20 protein-coding genes are annotated in these 24,502 nt (G+C 53.8%); 9 read left to right on the top strand and 11 right to left on the bottom strand.

The window, feature by feature from the left end; genetic code table 11:
• The first annotated feature begins 44 nt into the window (after positions 1 to 44).
• The 6 genes from H585_RS0103870 (at position 45) to H585_RS0103895 (ending at position 10,483) form a co-directional block, all read left to right on the top strand.
• A complete protein-coding gene (locus tag H585_RS0103870; protein ID WP_027366827.1) occupies positions 45 to 1,127 on the top strand; it encodes an ABC-three component system protein in 1,083 nt (360 codons plus the stop codon).
• A complete protein-coding gene (locus H585_RS0103875; RefSeq protein ID WP_138708160.1) occupies positions 1,112 to 1,630 on the top strand; it encodes an ABC-three component system middle component 2 in 519 nt (172 codons plus the stop codon). The genes H585_RS0103870 and H585_RS0103875 overlap by 16 nt, the downstream gene beginning before the upstream one ends.
• Positions 1,627 to 3,483, top strand: a complete 1,857-nt coding sequence (locus H585_RS0103880; RefSeq protein ID WP_027366829.1) for an AAA family ATPase — start codon at positions 1,627 to 1,629, stop codon at positions 3,481 to 3,483. Before H585_RS0103875 ends, H585_RS0103880 begins: the two co-directional genes overlap by 4 nt.
• Positions 3,484 to 3,559: 76 nt before the next feature.
• Positions 3,560 to 5,287, top strand: coding sequence for an ATP-dependent nuclease (locus H585_RS0103885; RefSeq protein WP_027366830.1), 1,728 nt, complete (start codon positions 3,560 to 3,562; stop codon positions 5,285 to 5,287).
• A 5-nt stretch (positions 5,288 to 5,292) separates the two neighbouring features.
• A complete protein-coding gene (locus tag H585_RS0103890; RefSeq protein WP_034627068.1) occupies positions 5,293 to 7,218 on the top strand; it encodes an ATP-dependent helicase in 1,926 nt (641 codons plus the stop codon).
• On the top strand, positions 7,208 to 10,483 hold the full coding sequence (locus H585_RS0103895; protein WP_211221610.1) for a type I restriction endonuclease subunit R: 3,276 nt from the start codon (positions 7,208 to 7,210) through the stop codon (positions 10,481 to 10,483). The genes H585_RS0103890 and H585_RS0103895 overlap by 11 nt, the downstream gene beginning before the upstream one ends.
• Positions 10,484 to 11,289: 806 nt before the next feature.
• Here the strand turns inward: H585_RS0103895 and H585_RS0103910 are convergent.
• The 3 genes from H585_RS0103910 to H585_RS0103920 all read right to left on the bottom strand — a co-directional run bounded on the left by H585_RS0103910 (position 11,290) and on the right by H585_RS0103920 (position 14,994).
• Positions 11,290 to 12,879 carry a VWA domain-containing protein gene (locus tag H585_RS0103910; protein WP_027366835.1) on the bottom strand — a complete coding sequence of 530 codons (1,590 nt, stop codon included), beginning with the start codon at positions 12,877 to 12,879 and terminating at the stop codon, positions 11,290 to 11,292.
• Between the two features lie 16 nt (positions 12,880 to 12,895).
• Positions 12,896 to 13,924 (bottom strand): DUF3150 domain-containing protein, encoded by a 1,029-nt coding sequence (locus H585_RS0103915; protein ID WP_027366836.1) that lies wholly within the window; start codon positions 13,922 to 13,924, stop codon positions 12,896 to 12,898.
• 86 nt (positions 13,925 to 14,010) lie between these two features.
• The gene (locus H585_RS0103920) at positions 14,011 to 14,994 is read right to left on the bottom strand and encodes an AAA family ATPase (RefSeq protein ID WP_211221611.1); all 984 of its coding nucleotides are present in this window, start codon (positions 14,992 to 14,994) and stop codon (positions 14,011 to 14,013) included.
• Positions 14,995 to 15,074: 80 nt separating this feature from the next.
• On the opposite strand from H585_RS0103920, the gene H585_RS0103925 reads away from it, so the two are divergent.
• On the top strand, positions 15,075 to 15,317 hold the full coding sequence (locus H585_RS0103925; RefSeq protein ID WP_027366838.1) for a CopG family ribbon-helix-helix protein: 243 nt from the start codon (positions 15,075 to 15,077) through the stop codon (positions 15,315 to 15,317).
• A complete protein-coding gene (locus H585_RS0103930; protein WP_027366839.1) occupies positions 15,307 to 15,594 on the top strand; it encodes a type II toxin-antitoxin system RelE/ParE family toxin in 288 nt (95 codons plus the stop codon). Before H585_RS0103925 ends, H585_RS0103930 begins: the two co-directional genes overlap by 11 nt.
• 28 nt (positions 15,595 to 15,622) lie before the next feature.
• Here the strand turns inward: H585_RS0103930 and H585_RS20765 are convergent, their stop codons facing one another.
• The 8 genes from H585_RS20765 to H585_RS22990 form a co-directional block, all read right to left on the bottom strand.
• Positions 15,623 to 16,915: a hypothetical protein gene (locus tag H585_RS20765; protein WP_051182919.1), complete on the bottom strand. Its 1,293-nt coding sequence runs from the start codon at positions 16,913 to 16,915 to the stop codon at positions 15,623 to 15,625.
• A 103-nt stretch (positions 16,916 to 17,018) separates the two neighbouring features.
• Positions 17,019 to 17,711: an ERF family protein gene (locus H585_RS0103940; RefSeq protein ID WP_027366840.1), complete on the bottom strand. Its 693-nt coding sequence runs from the start codon at positions 17,709 to 17,711 to the stop codon at positions 17,019 to 17,021.
• Between the two features lie 394 nt (positions 17,712 to 18,105).
• Positions 18,106 to 18,765, bottom strand: coding sequence for a hypothetical protein (locus H585_RS0103945; RefSeq protein ID WP_027366841.1), 660 nt, complete (start codon positions 18,763 to 18,765; stop codon positions 18,106 to 18,108).
• A gap of 189 nt (positions 18,766 to 18,954) precedes the next feature.
• Positions 18,955 to 20,376 carry a WD40 repeat domain-containing protein gene (locus tag H585_RS0103950; protein ID WP_027366842.1) on the bottom strand — a complete coding sequence of 474 codons (1,422 nt, stop codon included), beginning with the start codon at positions 20,374 to 20,376 and terminating at the stop codon, positions 18,955 to 18,957.
• Positions 20,377 to 20,523: 147 nt separating this feature from the next.
• A complete protein-coding gene (locus H585_RS0103955) occupies positions 20,524 to 21,099 on the bottom strand; it encodes an LPP20 family lipoprotein (RefSeq protein WP_027366843.1) in 576 nt (191 codons plus the stop codon).
• 21 nt (positions 21,100 to 21,120) lie between these two features.
• Complete coding sequence (locus tag H585_RS0103960) at positions 21,121 to 22,056, bottom strand: hypothetical protein (protein WP_027366844.1); 936 nt, start codon at positions 22,054 to 22,056, stop codon at positions 21,121 to 21,123.
• Between the two features lie 39 nt (positions 22,057 to 22,095).
• A complete protein-coding gene (locus H585_RS0103965; RefSeq protein ID WP_161628416.1) occupies positions 22,096 to 23,124 on the bottom strand; it encodes an LPP20 family lipoprotein in 1,029 nt (342 codons plus the stop codon).
• A gap of 210 nt (positions 23,125 to 23,334) precedes the next feature.
• Positions 23,335 to 23,670, bottom strand: coding sequence for a hypothetical protein (locus tag H585_RS22990; RefSeq protein WP_138708161.1), 336 nt, complete (start codon positions 23,668 to 23,670; stop codon positions 23,335 to 23,337).
• Between the two features lie 410 nt (positions 23,671 to 24,080).
• Between H585_RS22990 and H585_RS20775 the strand changes: the two genes are divergently transcribed.
• The gene (locus H585_RS20775; RefSeq protein ID WP_081678587.1) at positions 24,081 to 24,443 is read left to right on the top strand and encodes a helix-turn-helix domain-containing protein; all 363 of its coding nucleotides are present in this window, start codon (positions 24,081 to 24,083) and stop codon (positions 24,441 to 24,443) included.
• Positions 24,444 to 24,502: the final 59 nt, after the last annotated feature.

Below are 24,502 nucleotides of genomic sequence, written 5' to 3' on the forward strand. Positions count from 1 at the left end.
ATATCAGTACGCCCGCAGGGAAACCCTGGCTGGGAGGTTGATCAATGACGTCAACCTTCCCTATGCTCAAACCAAAGTCTATTGCAGCAAGTGCAAGCGACGTTGCAACAGGGCGACTAATTCCCCCAATCGACAGAATAAAGCTCTTTAGTGATTCAGAATGGGAAGATTTTGTTCTGGAATGGGCAGACTCCCTGCGAGACAAGTACGAACTCGTGGAACGTTGCGGTGGTGCGGGAGACATGGGAAGGGACGTCATCGCTTTCGCCTCTTCTGAGGATGGTTCGGAGGTATGGGACAACTACCAATGCAAGCATTATGACCATCCTTTGACGCCAACTGATATTTGGCTCGAACTCGGCAAACTCGTTTATTATACCTATACCGGCGAATTCAGTTATCCTCGGAAATATTATTTCGTCGCCCCCCAGGCGGCTGGCACTACCTTGGCCAACCTACTTCGCCGACCGGATAGATTGCGGCAGCAGCTTTTGGAGAAGTGGGACCAATACTGCAAAAAGAAAATCACCAAGAAGACCGAAGTTCCGCTTGATGACGCCATAACTGGATATATTAACGGACTGGATTTTAGCATCATCGGCTACCTCCCGCCCTTGCGAATAATCGAGCAGCACGCAACGACGCGATACCACATTAGCCGTTTCGGTGGTGGCCTTCCTGATCGTCCAGACGCTTCATCTCCTCCAGATAAGCCCGTTACCGAGGAGCTTGGTTATATCTCCAAGCTCATGGATGCATACGGCGATCACCTCAAAAGGGATGTCACTGCCCTGTCCGATATTGAGACCGAACAAGATTTGAAAGAGCACTGCGTTGACTCACGTATTCAATTTTATAGTGCCGAATCCTTGCGTTCCTTCTCCAGGGACTATTTGCCTCCTGGGGAGTTCCAAAAGCTCCAGGACGAAGTGCATGAAGGAATCAAGGATGACATCCGTGAAGATCACCCAAGCGGATACAAACGGTTACAGGCGGTGGTCAAAACCGCTCGTGGCCTACAAATTACGTCACATGCTCTGGTTAGCAAACTGACCATCAGGGATCGTGGCGGAATATGCCACCAGTTGGCCAATGACAAAGATGAAGTGCGGTGGGTAAAGAAATGATGGGCTATTCTAACCGCTTCATCGCCCCTTTCAATGGCCCCATAGAGATTGGGTTGAGGGCCATTTCTATTCTAAATGACGCATACCCGAGCGGCTATTCTCTTCAGCGCTTGATCATTTTCGATTATCTTTCAGTTCATTCGGACGACATTTCAGGCGGACCAGCAGGGTTGCACCCCAAGACACCTCATAGAAGTGGCGAATTGCTTGTGAGACGGGATGTTTTGCAAAAAGGCCTACTGCTTTATATGGGGCGCGGTTTGGCTGAACAACGATTCGAGATGAGCGGTGTCACATATGCCGCCACGGAAAGGACCGGGGCATTTCTCGACGTGCTGGAAACAGAATATGTGTCAGACCTCAGACAGCGAACATGTTGGCTGGTCGATACTTTTCACAGAATAAGTGATGACGAGCTGAACTCCCTGGTGCAAGAAAACCTTGGGGCATGGGGAGCAGAGTTCGAAATGGAGTCTGTTCTGTGGATGGAGGATGAGATATGAGCCATCCTGGCTTTCGGTTAATCGAATTGAGGCTGACCGGAAAAGATGTCGAAGATGCAGAGGTCCGGTTTGAAAAAGGACTGAATGTCATTTGCGGACCATCGGACACAGGCAAGACCTTCATTTTGCAGTGTGTAAACTATGTTCTTGGCGGGAAAGATAAGCCAAAAGACATTGATGAAGCCGCAGCGTACGACACCATCCTTTTGACGATAGCAACATATCACGACAATAAGCACTATACATTAAAGCGCAGCCTTCGTGGTGGTGCTATTGAAGTCACTCCTGACGAAGAAGAACCTATCGTTCTCAAAGCGCAGCACAGTAAGGACAAACAAGACTCCATATCCTATTTTTTGTTGCAGCTTTCAAGTCTTGAAAATAAACGGATAAGAAAGAACGCAGATGGAGTTACGCAATCTTTAAGCTTTCGTAACCTTATCCATCTTTCGCTAATTCCTGAAGAGCAGGTTATTAAAGAGGCGTCGCCGGTGCTGACAGGTCACCGGACTTCAAAGACGGCTGAGCTTTCTGTATTCAGGCTGCTACTAACTGGTGTTGACGACTCTTCAGTAGTCGATGCAAGTACGGACAAAGTCTCCAGAGTCCGAATCGAGTCAAAAAATGAACTTCTTCAAGGGCTCATAGATAAAACTTCGGAAGAGTATGACGATTTAAAAGTGGTTGGAAGCTACGAAGAACTGTTGGACCAGATGGGACGGTTAGAGCAAAGCTATGACCTTACTTCTGACGCTCTGGATACAACCCAAGAATCTGTAACTGAGATGGAAAAGCTCAGAAGCACTTCTTGGGAGTATTTACGGCAAACAGAATCCAGACTGAGTGTTCTTTCTGAACTGAGAAGCCGGTTTAGTGTACTGGAAAGGCAGTACATTTCTGATCTTCGCAGATTGGACTCAATCGCTGAGACCGGAAGGCGGCTCACAGAAATGAACTTAGACCGTTGTTCGGTCTGTGGCTCTTCATCCGAGCACCACAAGTCGGAACATCAGGACGCTTTGATCAATCCCGAAGTAGTGTCCAAATCGTGTGTGGCAGAAGCGGTTAAACTTCGTTCGCTCCTAGCTGATTTGAAGACAACTCAGGTTGATGTGGAAGCAGAGATCAGAGAAAAGCGAGGGCTCAAAACTTCTCTAGAATCCGACCTGGAATCGGCCAGCAAGGAAATCCAAGGCACCCTCAAGCCTCAGCTAAAGCGGCTGCTCAATGAGTACCGCGCAAGTCAAGAAAAGAAGGACTCGGTCAAGAAGGCCATTGAGCTGCAAGATCGTCTTCGTGAATATAAAGGCTTGGTTGAAGAGATTGCTCAAATAGAGAAATCAGAAGCTGAGGCATCTGGAGATAACGTTCTTCCTGCAAAGGGAATCGAAGAGTTTTCCCTTGAGGTCGAAAAGAGATTAAAAGCCTGGAACTTCCCCAATACCGGCCGAGTTACGTTTAGCGAAGCTGATTGGGACATTATGATTTCAGGCCGCCGTCGCGCCAGCCACGGTAAAGGCGTTCGAGCAATTACACATGCGGCGCTTTCGTTGGGGCTTCTCAGCTATTGCAAGCACAAAGAGATGCCACATCCCAACTTCCTCATGATAGACTCCCCGTTAGTCGTGTACAGGGAGCCAGACCTCAGCGACACGAGCATGGCGCTTGATGTGAAAGATTCTTTCTACACTGACGTTGCCTCGTCGTTTTCTGATGTTCAAGTCATCATCCTGGAAAACGAAGACCCGCCGGCACATCTTATTGGCTCCGAAGGATTCAACCTCATTGCGTTTTCCAAAACAAATGAAGGACGATATGGATTCATTCCTGTCCATAAAGATACGACGGGATAACTCAGAGGTTCATCACAATACTATATAACGAAGACACTCCTCTTTTTTAAATTGATGATTGACCTGAGATGTTAGAATGAAACTACAAGATATAAAGATCAAAAATTTCCGTGGCATCCGCTCACTACATCTGACGCTTGACGAGTTAACGGTACTCATTGGGGAAAACAATGCCGGTAAGTCTACCGTGCTCGAAGCTCTCCGACTTGTGCTGACGCGTGGGGTTGGCTTTAGGAAGGATGGGCGGTTCACTGAATATGATTTTCACCTGAAAGATAGTGCCGCAACGCCCCAGACGGCTGACCCCATTTCCATCATACTCCACTTCGCAGAGAAACATGAGGATGAATGGCCTGAGCCTGTTGTTCAACAAATGAGTGATGTAGCTCTCCCCGACGTGACCACAGGGCTTTACCATATCTGGTTGCAGGCTCAAGGTTCATTTCAAGTTGAGTCTGGCGTTTTTGAGACCAAATGGGCTTTTTTGAATGCCGACGGGAATGAGCTAAACCTCAAGAACGCGACCCCGCACAATTTGGTTACGCGGTTTGTGCCACTATTTTTTCTCTCCGCGATTCGTAATGCCTCCCAGGAGTTCGGGCAACGTGGTCAATTCTGGAGTGGATTTCTGAAATCTATCCAGTTGCCGGACGAGCAGCGGGAAGAAATCGAAGAAATGCTCCAGCGAGTTAACGCCTCAGTGATTGGCGCAAATGAGGGACTGACTGAAGTCACGAATAAGATTGCCGAAGCAAGAAAGCTAGTGCCGTTAGATTCCGGTAATCCTGTTGTTCTTGAAGCTATTCCTACCCGAGTCTTCGATATGGTAGGTAAAATTCAGGTCCACCTGAAGTCTTGTTGTGGGGCAAAGCTGCCCTTGCACCGACACGGTGAAGGAACGCAAAGCCTCGCTGTGTTAATGCTCTTCGAGGCTTTCACCGTCGCCAATCTAGCCGAAGCTTATGCACCGGAGTCTGCGCCACTTCTTGCCTTAGAAGAACCTGAAGCCCATCTCCACCCTTCAGCGATTCGAGCATTTGGGGCATTTTTAAAGGAACTGACCGGGCAAATTCTCGTGACAAGTCATTCTGGCGATCTTGTTTCGAGGGTTCCGGTTACTGCAATCCGGCGGATTTATAAAGAAAATGGAGAGACAAAAGTAGGTTTGGTGCAAACCGGTGATTTTACGGGTCGACAACTCCAAGCCCTTGACTATTGCATCCGTCTCGCAAGAGGACATTACCTATTTTCCCGCTGCTGGCTTCTGGTTGAAGGGGAATCTGATTATCATATCATGCCGTTACTTTTGGAAATAATGGGGCATTCTGCTGATGAGGTAAGCTTCTCTATCCTTGAGTACAGCCAAGTTATTGAAAAAGGGGAACCATTGATTCAATTTGCTAAATTGCTAGGTATTCAATGGTTCTTGATGGCCGATGGAGACGCAGAGGGAACAAACTACATCAATCGAGCAAACAACCATCTTGACGCGGGGGAAAACATAGCTGATCGAGCCCAATCATTGGCCTACAACGACATTGAGCATGAATTCTGGCACAATGGATATCAAGCATTCATTGAAAATATGGTGCCAGCCCACCGCAAAAGTTCAATAGCACAACGAGCAGCTGGTGATGTCGCGAAAGAAACGAAACTGACAATCAAGACCGCCATTGATGAAGCAGGTGGCAAGCCTGCCTTTGCGCAAAAATTAGCAACTGAAATCCGACAACGTGGGGCGGGTACCATCCCACAAACACTCCAGGATATCATTGCTCGTATTGTCCAACTGGCTGGAGACTGAAGACAATGATTGATCTATCTACACTTAATGAAAACCAACGAGAGGCCGTGGTCTGGGATGAGGGCCCTCTCCTTGTGCTGGCAGGCCCAGGTTCAGGCAAAACACGAGTTCTGACTACTCGAATTGCTCGGATTCTAGAGGAATCAGCAGGACAGCATTTTCGAATTCTGGCGCTTACTTTCACCAATAAGGCCGCAGCCGAGATGCGTGGTAGGGTCGAAAAACTGGTGCCAAGTGAATTTGCCCGAGTACGTCTCACCACCTTCCATTCGTATGCGGCAGAATTGCTCCAGCAGCATGGAAACCATCTCGAATTTCGTCCAGATTTCCAAATATTATCAAATGATGCAGACCGAGAAGCGTTGCTTGATGATGTCCTTGGGCAGCTCAGAAAAGACCTGACCTACTCGCTCCCCGAGCATTTCAAAGCTGGCCAGTTGCTCCCCGCAATCACACGACTCCTTGAACAGTGTGTCCCAATAGAGCAAGTAGAGGTGTTACTCCAACAGGCCAACGTGGAAAATGCCGCTCCATTGGCTCGGGTCTATACGGCTTACCGGGAAGCATTGCGGCGGACTAACTCTCTCGATTTTCCGAGCTTGATAGCCGAGTCACTTGACCTTCTTGGGAAATACCCTTTCCTTATTAAACACATCCGCAAGGTTTTTAAGCATATCCTTGTTGATGAGTTTCAAGACACCAACCACTCTCAGTACCGGATTCTTTCGTACATAGCCCAGCCCGACCCGTCCACACTATTTGTCGTAGCTGACGACGATCAGATTATTTACCAATGGAATGGCGCAAGCCCTAAAAGAATACAAGCCCTGCGCGATGACTTCGGCGTCGCCGAGTTGCAGTTGCCGGAAAACTACCGATGCCCACCGATGGTCATAGAGCTGGCAAATGCCTTGATTGAAAAAAATATGAACCGGTCGGTGGGTAAAAAGCCATTAAAAGCAGTCAAACAAGGTGAAAGTGACAACATTGTAAGGATATTCCATTTCGACTCCTTGGACGAAGAAGCTGAATGGATTGCTCTCGATATTTCACAAAGAAGCCAAGAGGAGCAAGTAAACTGCGCGGTCCTTGCACGAACGAAAAAACTGCTTGATCTGATTGGTAGTAAGCTGGAGGAGGCCGGGCTTCCGGCATATTTTGCGGCCAGGAAGAATGAGTTCAAAAGCGCGCCGTTGAGGATGTTGCACTCCATCCTTCGATTAGTGAACTCAAAGGAAGATAAACAGTCGCTAGCACGTCTTTCAAAATCTTTTTACGAACTTGAAGGCATAAGCATCGAATTGGCTCCAGTACTTTCTCGAGCATCCGTAGACGGCAAGGATTTGCTCTATTCTTGGCTTGATGAAGTAAAGCTTCGTGACGTCCTTGAGGACCGTACACGACAACTGCTTTCAATAGACATCAAACCTCTATTAAATTCATTGAATTACCGAGCATTTGCGGACAAGCTATTTGCCTGGGCAGAAGCATGTCAAACCGAGGCACACCCCGATGAAAATGCCTTCAACGAGTTCGAGGAAGAAAAGGATGTCTGGAGAATTCTGTTGGCCGAGATAACCAAAAAATTCGAAGGCACAGATGTTGGTCTTCACCAATTGCTCCATGAATTGGACCTTACCTCCAAAACACCGCCGAAACCCCAAGAAGCAATTCCGTGTTTCACTATCCACGCTTCCAAAGGGATGGAGTTCGGCCATGTATATCTCATGGGGTTAGTTGAGGATCAGCTTCCAAGTTGGGCCGCCGTTAAAAAAGGTGACGACTCGCTAGAGATGCAAGAGGAACGTAGAAATTGTTTTGTCGCAATCACTCGTTCCCAAGAAAGTCTTACAATGACCTATTCATCTGAAGTTTTTGGATGGAGGAAGCAACCCTCCAGATTCCTAAGAGAGATGGGGATTGCGCTTTGAAGAAGGAGACCACGGTTTGACGCCCGTCTCAAAATATACCGAAGACACCCTCGTCCAGCAGACCACTGCCGCATACCTGGAATCCCAGCTCGGCTGGGACTCCGTATACGCATACAACACCGAAACCTATGGCCCTGACGGAACCTTGGGGCGGGATTCGGACAAAGAGGTCGTGCTTACTCGTTACCTGCGCGAGGCACTGGAGAAGCTCAATCCAGGCCTGCCTGACTCCGCCTATGACGATGCTGTACGCAAAATCACCTCCACCGTGGCCAGCCAGACAATGCTGGCGACCAACCGCGAAAAATACGAACTCATCACAAACGGAGTACAAGTTACCTTTCGCAATGCTGACGGGGAGCGAGTTCGGGAACGGCTGAAGATTCTGGATTTTTCCGATCCCACAAACAACCATTTCCTTTGTGTGCGTGAGCTTTGGGTCAAGGGAGACCTCTACCGGCGGCGGGCGGATATCGTCGGTTTCGTCAACGGCCTTCCGTTGCTGTTCATGGAGCTGAAGAACGTCAGCAAAGATATTCGCGCGGCCTTTGAGCAGAACTTCATGGACTACAAGGACACAGTCCCCCACCTGTTTCATCACAACGCCATAGTCGTCCTGGCCAATGGGGTGGACGCCAAGCTCGGGTCGGTCTCCAGCAAGTTTGAGCATTTCAACGACTGGAAGCGGCTGGAGGAAGACGAGCCGGGAGTCGTGGACATGGAGACCTTGCTCAAGGGGGTTTGCGACAAGCGCAATCTCATTGACCTGATTGAAAATTTTATCCTCTTTGATGAGTCCGCAGGAGAGCCGCGAAAAATTCTGGCGAGGAACCATCAGTTCCTTGGCGTGAACCGGGCGATTGAAGCCGTCCAGGACAGAGAGAGCCGCCAGGGAAAACTTGGGGTGTTCTGGCACACGCAGGGCGCAGGGAAAAGCTACTCCATCGTCTTCTTCACCCGTAAGGTGCATCGCAAGCTCGGCGGCAATTTCACCTTTGTGGTGCTTACAGACCGGGAAGACCTCGACACACAGATATACAAGACGTTTGCCGGGTGTGGGGTGGTGGATAATGACCGCGACCCTTGCCGAGCTTCCAGCGGCCAGCACCTGAGCACCTTGTTGGCAGAGCACAAAGCCTATGTCTTCTCCCTGATCCAGAAGTTCAACCAGGAAGTGGACCCCGAGAGCAGCTACACGGACAGAAACGATGTCATCGTCATCACGGACGAGGCCCACCGCACGCAGTACGGCACCTTGGCCCTGAACCTGCGCAATGCACTGCCGCATGCCAGTTACATCGGGTTCACCGGCACCCCCCTGTTTTCCAGTGACGAAATTACCAGGCGTGTGTTTGGGGATTACATTTCCACATACGATTTTCAGCGGGCCGTTGAAGACAAGGCGACTGTCCCCCTTTACTACGACGCCCGAGGCGACAAGCTCGGCCTGGCTGTCGGCGACCTCAACGAAAGGATTGCCGAGAAACTGGAGGAACTGGAGACTGGCGACATAGATGTGGAACAGCGGCTCGAAAAGGAATTGAAACGGGACTACCATATCATCACGGCCGAGAAACGACTCGATCAGGTCGCACAGGATTTTGTCCTCCACTATTCGAGGGCGTGGGAAACCGGCAAGGTGATGTTGGTGTGCATCGACAAGATTACCTGCGTACGAATGCACGAGTTGATTCTCAAGAATTGGAACCAGCGCATAGCTGACCTTGAAACGGAACTGAAATCGGCTGCGGATGAACAGGACGAACTCTACCGACGCAGGCTGATTCAGTGGATGAAAGAGACCGTTGCCGCCGTGGTGGTCAGCGAAGAACAGGGGGAAGTAGACAAGTTCAGCAAGTGGGGTCTGGACATCAAACCCCACCGGCGCCTGATCAAAGAGGGTATTGACCTTCCCGAGTCCATGAGGAACAAGCCGCAATTCAGAAACTTGCAGCGCCTGGAAGAAGCCTTCAAGGAAGAGGAGCATCCCTTCCGAATTGCCATTGTTTGCGCCATGTGGCTGACGGGCTTCGACGTTCCCAGCCTTTCAACTCTTTACTTGGACAAGCCTCTCAAGGCCCATACCCTGATGCAGGCCATCGCCCGTGCGAACAGAGTCAACGCAGGGAAGAACAACGGCCTTATCGTTGACTATTGCGGAATCCTGAAAAACCTCCGCAAAGCCCTGGCGACCTTTGCAGGACAAGGGGATACCGGACATGGTGGTGACGGTGGCGAGATAGAACCAGCCAAGCCTGAAGAAGAGCTTCTCGCGGACCTGTCCGAGGCTATCGCTTTTGTTCGTGCTTTTCTGGAACAAGGCGGCGCTTCATTGGATGATATCATCAACAAGACTGGGTTTGAAAGGAATGCCGCCATTCTCAAAGCCAAGGAAGCAGCAAACGAAAATGACCAGACCCGTAAACGATTCGAGGTAATGTGCAGGGAGGTCTTCAAGAAGTTCAAAGCCTGCATCAATGTCAAAGGCGTGAACAGTCACCGGGCCGACTATGACGCCATCAACGTAGTTTACAAGAGCTTGCAGCAGGATCGGGAGCAGGCCGACATATCCGACATCATCCGCCGTCTCCACGAAGTGGTGGATGAGGCCATCGAGACGGACTCCTCCCAGGCTGGGCATGAAGGCGATCCATATGACATCAGTAAAATCGATTTCGATAAGCTCAGGAAGGAATTTGAAAACAGCCCAAGGCAGCGTACAACGGTCCAGAGCCTGAAAGACGCCATTGAACGGCGAGTAAACCGCCTTCTCTTGCAGAATCCTTTGCGAACCGACTTTCAGCAGCACTATGAGGGGATTGTTGCCGACTACAACCGGGAAAAGGACCGTGCAACTATCGAGAAGACCTTCGAAGCCTTGATCAAATTTGTGCAGGCTCTCAGTGAAGAGGAATCAAGAGCAGTTCGTGAAGGGCTCACAGAGGAATCCCTCGCCATATTTGATCTATTGAAAAAGGACGACCTTAGTAGGGACGACATCAAGCGGATTAAAACTGTGGCCGTTGATCTTCTGGATAATTTAAAGGCTGAAAAGCTGAAAATCGACAACTGGCGAGAAAAAGAAGCAACACGCGATGCCGTCCGGACTGCAATCACAAACTTTTTGTGGGACGAAGAAACAGGTCTCCCTGTTAATTCCTATGACGAAAATGATGTTATCCAAAAAGCTGAAGACGTCTTTACCCATGTCTTCAGAGCATATCCGACAATACCTTCTCCATATTTTTCCTCCCCATCAGCTTGAAGCAGGTTAACACGACTCTGATGGAGTAAAATGCATAAGTCGGGTAACCTACCAGACTTCCTCCACCTCAATCTCGCCCTTCAGCAATTCCTCGACCTTTCGTATAAACGCAAGGTTTTCTTCCGCCGCTGGTTTGACCTTTTCAATGCCCGATGCCTTCTTCCCGTCCTTCTCATAATCCTCGCCCTTGCCCCCTTCCCAGGAAACTGGACCAGTTTTTGGGAAGAGGGCAACCCCGACACCTTGAAGGTGCCGGGGCGTTTCTGGTTTACTCCACGGCTCTCACCTGCGCAGCCTCATTCGATTCAGCCGCACAGTGACCATCCTCCTCTTGGCAGTTCTCTGAGAGAGTATCGCCAGCTTTGTCATCGGCATTCGTTGGCACACCCGAGGTATCGTCGGACATAGCCGCTGCCGCAAGCAGTCCCAGCGCACCGGTTACACAGCCTCCTACAAAGACCCAGAGCTTATTCATGCGTATCCTCTTCCTTCCGTTTGTGTTCAGTCGTCGAGTTGCTCCCTGACGAGTTCAAGCACGCCGATGGCGATGGCGATGATTGGCCCCCAGCTCATGGGCACCTCTCTTGGTTATTTGATCCCAGGCCACTTCCAAGACGCCTCAGGCAGCAAGCCCACATGAAGCATCCCGATGGCGGCATTTTGCAGATCTGCCATGGCAGGCATGGGCAGAATGGTAGCCAGCGCATAAATTCTCCTTGCTTGGCTAATGGTTCCTGAAAACAGAAGGGGGAGCACCAGGCTCCCCCTTCTCAAGGTCGTATATGTCATGATGCTCGGCAGGCCGTTCACCTGCGCATGAGCGCTCCTTGCAGCATCTCGAACATGGCCGGGGCCAGGTCTCCAAGCGAGCTGATGCTCCGAGCCTTGCCCGGCAGAAGGCTTTCAATGCCTGTTGACCCTATGCCGATGCCATAGACCTCCATCCCAAGCCGATTGGCTTGCTCAGTCGCATCCAGCATGCACGGGACGGAATCCGGCTCCCCATCCGTCAGGATCAGGATGAGCTTGCGCTTCTCGGAGAGTAGCAGCATGTCTTGAAGCACCCACCACAGAGCCTCGCCCATGGGAGTGCTGCCCACGGGCCTGACCAGGACACGCTCATGGACGCGTTCCCCGTGCCTGATGATCTGCCCAATGGTCGCCCATGATCCTTTCCCCCCATGATCGTCCTGGACGAATCCGGCAGGGAACGCCGTCAGGGCCACGTTGATGGCGCAGGACTTAAGCGCCTTGGCCACGGCGAAGCAGGCCTTGGTCGCCAGTTGAAGCTGCTGGGCCATGGAAGATGAGCAGTCGAGCAGAATGTGGGCGGCGGTATCGATCCCCTGCCGCGTTCCTCTCCGCCTGAACACGCGCGGATCAGCCGTTGCGATGAGGTGGAGCCTGTGCGTGTCGAGCTTCCCCCTGCGACCCGTATGGTTTCTGACAAGTGTCGTGGTTTGCAGCAGCCCGAGCAGTCGCGTCTTCAGGGCTACCGAGGCCTGACGCACCTCCTTCAGTTCATCGTTTGATAGGGGGAAGGTCGGCTTGGGCCTGGGAGTCGCCACAGTCACGCACTGGTCCGGATTGTCAGGAATCATCTGTCCCAGGGCCTCGGCCAGAATCGAGCCCATCTCCTTGGGAAGAGAATCAGTATCGGCGTGGAGCAAATCCCGAAGACACTTTCTGGCATCGTCCGGGTCAGTCTCGCCGTCATCTTGTCCCGAGTCTTCAGCCTGACCAGAACCGCCTGGCTTGGTCGTTTGAGACGGCTGCTCCGATTCCTGGGCAAGCAGAGCAGCCAGTTGCTTGGCATATGCAAAGCCGTCCCCGGTTGACCTGCATCCGGCACGTACCGCGTCCAGGATGAACTCCATTTGTATTCTCAGTCCGGGAAAGTAGCCGTCGATCAACCACGCCAGGTCATCCCGCTGGAAGGCCAAGGCCGGCACGTCCCAGGAGCGCACCGTCATGAGCAGCCAATTCAGGACGTGCAGGGCTGGATTGCTGGTGGCGTCTGCTGCGTTTTCGCTTCCGAAGAGGTACTTAATCAGCCAGTTGAAGTTCTGGCGACAGCCTGGGAAGAGCGCAGCCAGCCTGTTCTCCACGCGCCAGTCCTCGATTGTGTTCCAGATGTGCATTTCAAGGGGTGTAAGCTCGGCCTCCTTGAGTGCTCCGAAGTCGGTCTCTCGCAGGTGGGCGGATTCGTGGTCGATGTAACCCCTGGCCAGATTTACGAGGATCTCCGGCGCATCCAGAGGCAGGGAGGGCAGATGGATGGCCTTGCCGTCGGTGTAGGCCACCTGGCCTCCTATCTCGACCTTCACCCCGTATTTCCGGCCAAGAACGCTCGCCACCAGGGGCAGCGAGCGCATGACCGCTTTTGGATCGTGCATGGTCGTCTCCCGCTTGTTACCAGAGCCCACAATTCGGCAGTACAGGCTGAGGCCGTGCATCCGGCAGGTCCTCGGGGAAGACAGGGCCGTCGTCGGCATCAAGGATCTCGGCGATGTCCACGGGCATGTCTTGTCCCACGTCTTGTGGGACGGTGTTGGGACAAGAGGACACCTGAGCGCATCCGCCGGCCAGGAGCCCGTCCAGGATGGCGGCAGGAGTGCAGCCTTCGATGATCTTCTGGCCGTGCTCAATGAGCGCCTGGGGATCGCGCAGCAAGGCCACGAGCCCCTGGAGCATGAGCAGACGTCCGCCCCGTATCATTCCTCTGCGGGGCAGGCTGGCAAAGGCGGTCTGGATGAGATCGGCAATAGGTGCCACACGGGGTTCGATGAAGGTAAGCCCCGCAAGTTTTTGCTGAATGGTTCGAAGGGGTGAGAGCGCCTTGTGGGTCACCTCTAGCTTGCCGGCAAAGCTCTTGTGCCAAGCCTCGCTTGCGGACTTGGCCACCTCGTCGAAGAGCGTGTTACCTAACCCGCGCATCTCCTCCTTAAGTCCCTCGTCAATGGGCGTATTCGTCCCCGGCGGCATAATCCGGTAGACCTGCCACGTAAATCCCAGGCGGCTTCGAACGTAGTCGGCGCTGACTGTTGAGTCGGCGATGAGCTGTTCCCAGCCGGTATGCCTGGAAATCCACTCCTGCACCGCTTGGTCATAGCGGGAGAGGAAGTCGGTCTTGGCGGCAGCGAACTCGCTTTGGATCTTGCGCAGTTCCTCCACGAGTCCTTCCGCCTTGTCCGCAGGTATGCCCCAGCCACCAAGAAAACGGACACCATGCCGATCAAGCAGGCTCACCGCGCGAGCCTTGAGCATGCCGAAGACCTTAAGCTCCTCGGGATTGCAGACTCGCTTGCTGCCAAGAGAGGCCAGTTCCTCGGGCGGAAGCTCTGCGCCTCCGAAGTCGGCCGGGGTGAGCTTCCTGCGGGCTGTCCAGATGGTCACGTCCAGGTTGATGGCCATGAGGCAGTCGAGAATTCTGTCGGTCATGTCTTCCTCCTGAAAACGAAGAGAGCCCCGAGTAAGGGGCTCTCTTCAGGTTTGTTTCTTACGAAGATCTGGTTGATGCATTGCGGCTAGCTCCCAATAGACATGGGGAATATGCGCTGCACAAGCTCGTGCAGGACCGCCCTTGTCTCGCGTGTGGCCCGATATCCCAGAGCACGGTCCAGGGCATAGGACACGGGCTGGACACCCTGTCTGGCAAGCGGATGGAAACGGACCATGAGGTCTGCCCAGCGAATCAGAGTGCGGGTCGAGAACGTCACTTCGATGCTGGAGCCGTAGCCTGCTCCGGCTTCACCCATGAACAGTCGGCGCACTTCGTTTGCGAACTCGACCATCTTCTTGCGGATCGCTTCTGGCAGGATGGGCGCACAGCTCTCAAGGAGCCTCTCCTCGGCTTCTGGTGCCGGGTAGCCCATCTCGCACAGCCAGAAGCGGTCGAGAAAGGCCAGGTTCTGCCTGAGCGTGCCCTGATAGAGTCCGGTTTCATCCGAGCCTCCGTTGGTGTTGCCCGTGGCCGCGAAGCGAAACATTGGTGATGGCGTGATGAGTTCCCCTCCGTTCTCCGGGATGCACAGGGGCTCTCCATCCAGGATGCCGTTCAGGCCCGCAGCGGTTGCCGGATCAAGCAAATCGATTTCGTTCAGCAGGAAGAGCCCGCCATGCTTCATGGCCAATGCCAGGGGGCCGTACTGAAACTCCATGTTGTCCTGGCGAAGGCTCAAGTGGCCAACCAGATCTGGGAATTCCAGCCGGCCGTGGCCCGTGATCTCGAATACGGGGTAGTTGAGGCGCGAGGCGAGCTGCTTGATGGCGCTCGTCTTGCCGCTGCCGGTTGGGCCGAAAACGTAAAGCGGATCGGACGTATTCATGAACCAGACAATGATGTCTCTGCTGGCCTCGTGGAAAAGGTATCCGGGATCAGGTGCAGGCGTGTAGGCACACGGGGCTGCATAGCCCTTGACCATGCGCCCTGACGGGGCGGCGCTGAACACGGCCCCGGCATCGGCGTCAGTGACCGTGAGGTCTCTCAAGTCGTAAAAGGGATGAGTCATGGTGATCTCCTTGGGAGCGAGATGTGGCTTTGACAGGAAATGGAGCGGGATGTATTTCAAAGCGAATACAGGAGGGACATATGCAAAGCCCCACCACGATCCGCCTGGATCAGGACACGCTGGCGCGGCTCGATGAGGTCGCGGCGGCCACGGACAGCACGCGAGCAGCGGTCATCAAGGAGGCCGTGGCTCAGTATCTGGAGTACGACGCCTGGTTTCGCGCGAAGGTTAGGCAGGGTCTTGAGGCTGCCCGAGCAGGGCAGGTCGTGAGCCATGACGAGGCCAAGAGCCGCATTCGGGCTCTGGGCATCCATGTTGATTGAGTGGTCGGCCCCGGCGCTTGGGGACCTGGAAGATCTCGTCAGCTACTTGCGCCAGGATGACGAGGCGACAGCTACGGCCATAGTGAACCGAGTGTTCGCGGCAGCCGAGATGCTTACGAGCTTTCCACGGGCGGGAAGGGAAGGACGAGTCAAAGGCACGCGCGAGCTTCTGGTGAAGCGTGCGCCGTATGTCTTGGTCTACACGGTCGAGGAGGGCCGTTTGATCATCCTGCGTGCCCTGCATGAGCGCAGGGATTGGCCTGGGAGTGGCGAGTAGGGGCTATTCATAGGATTCTCACGAAGAGCTAGCCTGGGCAGAGCGAGGCTTCGTCGGTAGCACAGGCATTCTTCCCTCTCTTGTTGATTCTTCCAATAGTCAGCCGCTCATAGGGCTGTCCCGCCTTCTGGACTTGCGTCAGGGCGTCCCTGGCCTTGTCTTCATCGCCTGTCAGGGCCAGAAGTTCGGCCAAAAGCGCTGCCTGGTCGATGCTCTTTCTGCCGGGCATGGTTGCTACTCGAAAGCGGTAATCAGTGCTTGCAAGCCATAAAGGATATTTTTGATCTTGATGGGCCGCGAAACGCTGGAAGGCCGATCGGATGCGATTTTCAAGATCCTCAATACTGCCTTCCAGGGCGAGCTTTTGCTCCTTGAGGACATCAAGCTGCACAAGGTCAGAAGCGTATTCGGGAGGTAGCTCGACCTGCTGCCCCTTGATGCTCATGGGACGGAACTTGGGACAATCCGAGTTTGCCTCGCACCAGTCGCATAGCGGATGGAACCCGCTACAGGTAGGCACATCGTTCAGGGCAATGCTGCCGCCTCGGACATCCTCAAGTGACCTCCAAAGTGACCGGGCGGTTTGCAGGCAGACATCAAGCATGCTCCGGTTGGGTTGGTAGGGGCCAAACGCCTTGGCATCCGACATGGACACCGAGAGCACCCAGCCTTCGATGGCGACTGCTCCCGCATCGTTTGGCAGATCGATTCCGAACAGGATTTTCGCGACTTCCGGGAAGCTCTTGCGAGTGAAGACCGTTTGACCCTGCGCATCCCTCAAGTTGAAGCAGGGCCGGTTCCAGGTGGTCTGGAGAAGGCCCAATTGACCATAGAGCTGGATCTCGTTGGAGGCATAAAGCGTCTCGGGCAGGCGTTCGTTGCTTTTCAGTTCCAGAATCCGCACGGCAGGAGCGTTGCCGCCCCAGACAAGCGTCAAATCAAGATGCGCCTTGATGGGCACACCAAAGCAGGTGGCCTCGATCTCAAGCTGAGGGATGAGGTGTAGGCCGGCGGCACCCAGTGCTGAGGCAATGCCTGCCTCCTGCCAGTGGCCACGCTGAAGGATAAGCTCGCGTCTGAGCAACTGCCGCATGCGCGAATCGTCCGCAGGCACATCCGAGTGCTCATATCGTACAGTGGACTGGAGCTTGCCTGAGACCGTTGCGCGAAGGCATTCAAGGGCTCTGCCGATGTCCGACATGCCAACGTAGCCTGTGCGGTCCCCAAGCTGAGTCATAGTGCTGTTTTGAGAGTGGGTCTGAAGGCCCTTGGCGAGAAGACTGAGCAAGGCAGTAGATCTGGTGGGAAGGTTTAAATCCATGGCTCTCTCCGAAGAATTCGACGGGAGAGTCCCCAGCAGAGACTTTCCCAGCCGGGCTTCCACGGCATCCGTGGCCGTGATCAGGTGATGTCGCTTGCTACTACTAGGCGGAGTCAGCGTACCTCCACCACATCTTGCGCTCCTCATTCCACTTGAAGCCTGAAGCTCTGAGTACCTGCTGCTTAGCCGAGACATTGCCGGTAGCCACGATGCACAGCCTGCCATCCTGAGCGCTTGCGGTCTTGTAGCTGATGCCATCGAGCTTGGGCATGGCGGCCAATGCAGGATGAGTATCGTTTGGTATCGTGCTGATCTGGGACTGGGGAACCGGTTTGGAGGCTGATTTCCTTTGCTCTCTGGTGGAGCGTTGTCGAGGCGTAAGTTGTCCGTGAGTGGCCAGTTCCGCATCGTCATCGTCCTCGCTGACCATCCCGAGCATGGCTGAGAGCGCGTATCTGCGGGCGTAGGTCAGCCCGCTGCCGTACCCTTGCGGATCGGTCTTCGGAAGAGGCATCACGAGAAGCGAGGATTGCCATTGCCCGGATTCGGCATGGGTGAGCTTGGTGACCAAGCCCAGGTGTCCTGGATCAGCCGGCACCGGGTACTGGGTCACCCAGATGCCGTTGGAAAGTAGCGCTTCACGACAGGAATCCATAACGGAGTTGAGGGTGGCGTAACGGGATTTGGCGAATGTGTTCTCGCGGTCCTTGAGAGCGGGTTGAAGGGTGTGTTGAACGTTGATCAGGGCCTTGGCCAATTCCTTGATCTCTGGAGAACAGTATGAGGATGCGTCCATAGCCTATATCCTGGTGGTAAATGGTGAAAAAACGCCCTGCCGGCATGAGGCCAGGCAGGGCAAGACGGAATGGGGCGTGTGGGGCAGGAAAAAGCGATTTACTTCAACTGAGTAATATATATTTGAATCTGGAATGAACTACACGATCCGTTTGGCAAGAAGCCTCTCGAAAGAGGCAAGAGGTAGATTTTTATCGAAGACTGCTTGCAGATTTGTCCAACATGAATTGATTGAGAAGGCGGGTCAGATGATAGGCAATGGTCAAAGTCTGTAAGTTATGTGATGCAAAAATGAATATGTTAATAATGTTTTAAAGGATGAATACATAAAAGCAAAAAGGCCAAATAGATTATTTGGCCTTTTTGCCTTAGCAAGCTCGTGACAATCGAATCTATTATTCTGTATATATAGTTTTGATCACTTGGTCTGATCTTAGACCAAACTTCATCCATGAATCATTAGAAAGCGAAGACAATTCAAAACCCTTCTTATCGTGTGAGAGCACCCAGACAAATTCAACAGGAGAGCCAACTGGCCAAAACTCACTAGCAATAAAATCTAAATAGCAGTTAACTGTAGCAATATCGAGAGCCTGTTCCGCCTCGCGTCTTGCCTCTCTCGTGTCTCTATTCCCATCAACACGGTCATTCTTCAGGGCAGTATCAAAGGCGGCCTCCTCATCACGAGTTCGACGCTCAAATTCTGATCTTCCCATATACTGAATAAGTATTTTTCTGGCAAAAGAGACAGCATTTGAGAGTAAAACAGAGCGTTCTCCATCAAAACTGAGATTCTTATAGTGATCGACTAAGTATGCTGCGGCAGAATCGTGAGTTCTCTGGGTGATTGTTCCTTTAAAGTGTACAGTTATTGCACCCTTCTCGGTGGATTTAGATTCCCATTTGGCATTAGCAAAGCTTGCCTCAAGCGCTTTGCCTACAGTCGTGTTGGGATATTCAAGCATGGTTCCATTTTTAACAACTTCAACATTGCTGTCAGAGCATCCAGCAAGTATTAGCAATGTAAAAACAAGATAAGCGATGTGCCGCGACATACCTCTCTCCTTTTGTGGTATATAGCTGTTGACCATAAATATGCGATGATAAAATACATCTTGCGATCCGATCCCAGGCAAGAGAAAGGAAAAACCCCTCCCTGAACGCATCAAGGCACGTCAACCTGGAAGGCCACCACTTTGTTCGCGCCTGGCAGGCGGAAGGCAGGGCGTGCCGGTGGCTCAAGGTTACTGCTGCATGGACTTCTCGGACTCTTGCTGCATATCCTTGGGGTATTGCTCAAAGGTCATGGGCTTGACCGTGATTGCAATCTTGTTCGAGAGCACTACGCCGGCCTCGGTCTGTACGGCCGCGCGCAACATGTAAGTTCCGGGTTGCCGGTAAGCGTACTTGCAGCTGAGCGTGTCCGAATGCAGTACCTGCGGCTTGCCGTCGCCGGGGTCCAGGGCCAGTTGCTGTACTGGGCCGGGAAGGTTGGCCGGCTCGATGTCCACGCTCACCGTGAACGGCGCGAAGCCTTCCTGGGAAGCCACGCCGATGGTCAGGCTCGGTTCGGGCCGGGGAGCCTCGTCAGAAGGCTTGGACTGGAAGAACTCGCGCTCCATTTGGAGTGCCCTGTCCCGCAAGGCCGCCTCTTTCTCCAACACCTTTCCAAAGTCATAGAGGAAGGCGGTTCCGTCGTTTGTCAGCAGGGCAAGCAGGCCAGTTTGACCATCGATCTTGGACCAGTTCAGGCCGGAGTTTGAAGGCATGCTTGGCTTGAAGAGCGAGTAAGATGAAGTGAAAGACATTCCGGGTTCATATGTGAACGAGACCCGCTCGAATACATCATCGGCGTAGACCATCAGATCGTCGGCATACGCAATGGCGGACTGGACACTCGTATGGGTCTGTCCGTAGGCCGCGAGGTCAGCCTGTGTAGTCAGGTCCACCAGCCGCAGCATGGGGTCTTGGCTGCCTTTTTTCCGTTGCAGGACAATGAGGCGGCTGTCGTCGAGGAAGGAGGCGCGCCGCACGTTGCCGTCGTGTCGCACCTTGTTGGCCAGTGTGCCTTGCTCCAGGTCGATAATATAAATAAACTCGTGCGAATAGGAACCGCTTACCAAGCAAAGAAACTTGCCCGAGTCCGAGATTTCGATAGAACGCGGGTCGCCGATGCCCGTGAACGATTGCAGTATGTCGCCGGTCGTCAGGTCGATGACCTGGAGCAGGCCGGGCGCGGCGACAGCCAGCCGCTTGAACCTGCTCGATATGGCCACGGTGTTGATCTGGATGTTCCTGCCATTTTCATTGCGAAATTTGAGCGGTGCGCGCCTTGCCAGGGGCAGGTTCCACAGGATGACCTGCGTGGAATCGACGGAGATGATAAACTCCTCCCCAAGGAAAGCCACGCCCAAGATGGGGCTGATGTGCTCCTTGAAACCTGAGAGGAGCTTGCCGTCCCGAGCGAACAACTTGACCTCGCCGTCCTCGGAGCCCGAGACGATCAGACGGTCATTGAAATCGATGGCGGTTATCGGCCTGGAATGGCTCAGTGATAAACTGGGCTTGAGCACTGGAGCGGTCGCGGCGTCCTCCTCGAAGGCGGAGGCAACCCCGTGGACGAAAATCGCGGCACACAGGAGCATTATGGCCGGCAGAAGACGCATGTGTGGGCTCCTTTAGGAAAGGGTTTGTTCCGGAATCAGATCCCGCGATAAGCATTGCCATCGACGGTCCGGACCCGTCAGAACATGCGCGAGGATGGAAATCCCTAGCAAAAAAAGGGGGGGGCGGCTTGCCGGCTCCCCTCAGCCCTACCGCTGCGCGCCGAATTCCTTTTCGATCTCCTGGCTCATCCGATCCTGGGCCTTCTGGGCCTGGAACTGCTGCCATAGAGCCTGCTCGTTCTTGAAGCTGCTGGTCGCGAGCTTCTTGGCCGTCTCGGCGACCTTGTCGGGATCCACCGTAACCAGGACGTACATGGTACCGTCCTTGGCGATCCACATCGCCTTCTGCGTGGCTCCGACCAGCTCGACCTTGGCCAACTGGCTGGAGGTGCTCGCGACGACCTTGTCCATGGTCTGGCTGTCGCCCACGCCGGTCACTTGCGAGAAGTTCTCCAGGGAGTTCTTGACCTTGACGACCAGCAGGCGAGCCAGGTTGTCCCTGGCGTTGCCCATGGCCTCGGTGCGCTGCATCTGGACGCCGCCGAGGTTCTTGGGGGCCGAGCCGACTTCCGCCACGGGGCCGGCGCTGCTCGGGTTGAGAACCCACTCCGGCGCGCCGGCAAGGGCGTCGTCGGGCGAGACGGGCTGCGGTTTGTCTTGGGCCGCGCAGCCGGCGACCAGCACCAGAGCGAAGAGCGTAATGACAACCTTGCGAAGATTCATGGTCCACCTCGATTCTGTTTGTTATTGAGACAACAACAACTTGCTGCCCAGGGAGAGGCCTTCAAGTATTCCCTTGGAGTACCCTTCAAGCATTTCCTTGGAGTGTTTGAGCTTGATGTAATCACCTAGTCGGACCGGCGACTGCATATCGGCGTCCTCGACGATGAGCCAACTGTAGTTGGGGCCGATCTGGTTGGAGACCGTGCCTTCGCCCAACAACAACTCTTCCGTGGTCTCTTCCTGAGTGATGGCGTTGACCGTGCGGCTGATGGTGTAGATCTGGCAGGTGTCGCCAGTTTTCAGGCCGTCCTCGGTGCCAAGATTGATCTTGTAGATGGTCTCGTCATTCTTGCTGCGCTTCTCCAGGACATAGCCCTTCTTGGCGAAGTAGTTCTTCAGCTCGATGCGCGCGGAGTGGATGGCGTCGGTGGCAGCCGTGACCACAAGGCTGCTGTTCCCCGAGGTCCCGAGGACGGAATCGGAAAAGGTGATGGTCTTCACAATCTTTAGCGAGGGCAACCGTATGATCTTGATCTTGCCGGAGACGGCGGCCCTGTCATTACCCAGGGTTGCCTTGTCCACGCTGCCTGAAATGGCGAAATCCGCCACTTCAGGGCCATTGTAGGTGCCATGGTCGTTGATCTCGGCGAGTTGGACTTCCTGCCGCAGCTTGTACGCGTTGTTTCTGTCCACCAGTTCGACCGCGCCGTCGGCGAGTTGGCTTTCCACCGCTCCCGCAGTCACGGTGCCCAGGTTGGTCCGCTTGGCCAGGTCGGTGTTCTCGGTCAGAGGGAACACAACGACCTTGACCTTGCCGCTCTTCACTTGCTCGGCGGTGGGCATGAAGTCAGCCTGCGACAGTTGAACCGCATGGTATTCGCCCAGGTTGGCTATAGTGGGAGCACAACCCGCGACGATGAAGCACAACAGCAGAAACAGCAGCAGGAGCAAACGCATCGCTTCCCTCGCTTTGAGATATGGAAGATGAATCGGAGATCACTGGAGGCCGATGATGTTCATGACGCCAACCTCCCGGACGCGCCTGGCGAACGCGGCGACAGCCTCGGCGGCGGATTTGTTGAAATCCGTCATGGAGCTTCCGCTGCTCTCGATCTTGTTCGTGGCCACGACATCTCCGCCACCGGCCTGCGTCCTGATGGTGACGATCAGCTTGCTCATTCTGGATGAATAGATCTCCCTGTTCTGCAGCTCCGTGGAGTAGCTGACCACCAGAGCGTGGGGATTCTTGTTCGGGGGGGGCGAGCTGACCTTGATGGACTCGTCGGCAAAGGCGGCTTCGAGCATGTCCTTGACCTGCGGCATTTGTTTGTCCGGCCGGACGTGTACGACCACCTGGTTCCTGATGGCCAGCAGCTCGCGTTCGTAGACTTGCAGCCTGGCGTGGATCGGGTTCGGGTCAAAGGATCCGTCCAGGCCCCGCATGATGGCCACGAGCGAAAGGATGCCCGCCTTCTCCGCGCTTATACTCTTCAGCTTCTGGAACTTCCGGTGGATTGGATCGTTCCTGCCGCTCTTGTACAGCTCATCCATCGAGGCCAGCTTGCGGTCCAGTTCGGCCTTCTGGTCCGTGGCCAGGGCTTGCCTGTCCACGGACATGAGCAGATAGACCTTGCCGCCAGTGACCTCGTTCCTGACGACTTCGGCATTGTTGAAACGGATCTTCTGTATTTCGGCCGTGAGCCTCTGGTTGACCTGCTTGTCGTAGCTCGCGCCGCCGCTGCCATGGGACATGCTCGCACGCTGATCCAGCTTCGACGTGATGGTCACGGAGATCTCCTCGGCAATGGCGTTGAGGGCCATGCGTCGGGCTTCCTGGAAGTTCGCGCCCTCGCCCACGCCGTACAGGGTATGTTCGTCGATCTGGGGCGGATTGAGGTACCAGTTGGGCAAGCTGGCGGCCCAGGCGCAACTCATGGCCACGAAGAATAAAAGGGCCGTCTGGATGCAGACGGTCAGTCCGTAAGCGAGTCTGGCGCGTGGACGGGCATGCGCGAAAGAAGACATGGATAGCATGCCAAAGCAAAACATTTTGTCCTCCAGTCTGGTAGACAATTGCTGGCTTTCGCATAAATGAATCCGTGCACATTTTTGCGCGAGCAGAATCGTTTGACTCATTGCGAGACTACCCGGGTCATCCCGGCATACCGCATTTAGCATGGAAATCGGGTGGTCGCCTGGGTAGTCTGTTACTGAATGTGCAACACCAATGTTTTTCTACTGAAATATCGCGAGGATAATGCCAAGACCAACAAAAGATCCAGCAACTATCCCAACGAATTGCGGTCCAATCATCCAAAAAAGCTTCGTCTTGATAAGTTGACCAATTCCGCCATTGGTAAAAACAGCATCAGGCAGTGCAAACTTTCTGACCGCATCACCAACAAGGGCTCCAATATAGCCAAGCCCACTGCCCAAAATGAGGAAAAGCAATTTTGCGAAGAACCCAAGGTGGTTCTTTTCATTTGGAGTAAAAGCTAGAAATCCTGAAAAGAGAATGGCTATAACCAAGTAAAACACACGCAATTGGTTGACTTTCTGGCCTTCCTGCATGGTAGTAGTCCTCCTGGCTGTAATAATGGGCATTCTTGAATAGCGTATATGTAAAATAAAATGCACACCACGCTGAATTTGTACAAGGGTGGAGCGTAGAAGCAGTCGTCTGTTATTCCGGCATGAAGTCTCTGGCCGAGGCCGAGCGGTGATCATGCACTTGGCTGCAAGCGCACCTTTCAGTCCGTGGATGGCAAGTCGTAGCAATTAAGGGTCGCCTAACAGGCTCGAAACAGCCTACCTTCGCGACAAACCAGCCAGCATGGAGCTTGGCACGCGCAACATGTACTCTGTGTGTTGGAGACTATATGGATACGCTTTTTACGTCAACACAATACGCTTTTTAACACCTGTATTCCCAGCTGTGTCTCCTGAAAATATGCGTAAAACGCGTAACAGGAGACCTGCGAGTGACGAGCGATACCAATATGCTCACCCGGCTGGTGGGCAGGAATATTTACAACAAGCGGAAGCGACTGGGCTTGACGCAGGAAGAATTGGCCGAGCGGATCGGCATCGGCCAGCAGTCTCTCTCCCGCATGGAAAAGGGCCGCATCGCACCGAAGTTTGAGCGGCTTCAGATCATTGCCGATACGCTGGAATGCCCGGTGACGGATCTCTTTCGTGAGAATGAAGGGGGCACATCGGCGCTTGTGGAACGCATCGCCGACATGCTTCAGGGATTGGACGCAAGAAGGCGGGAGTTGGTGTTCAGCCATGTGAAGGGCTTGGTAAAGATCCTCCAGGAGGAAGGCCGCGAGCGCGGCGAGTAGTTATCGCCGGATTCGCAAAACTCTGCCTCTTCTGGAAAGCGAGTTTGACCCTTCGGTGC

This window comes from Desulfocurvibacter africanus subsp. africanus DSM 2603, assembly GCF_000422545.1.
In the GTDB taxonomy this organism is placed as follows: Bacteria; Desulfobacterota; Desulfovibrionia; order Desulfovibrionales; family Desulfovibrionaceae; genus Desulfocurvibacter; species Desulfocurvibacter africanus.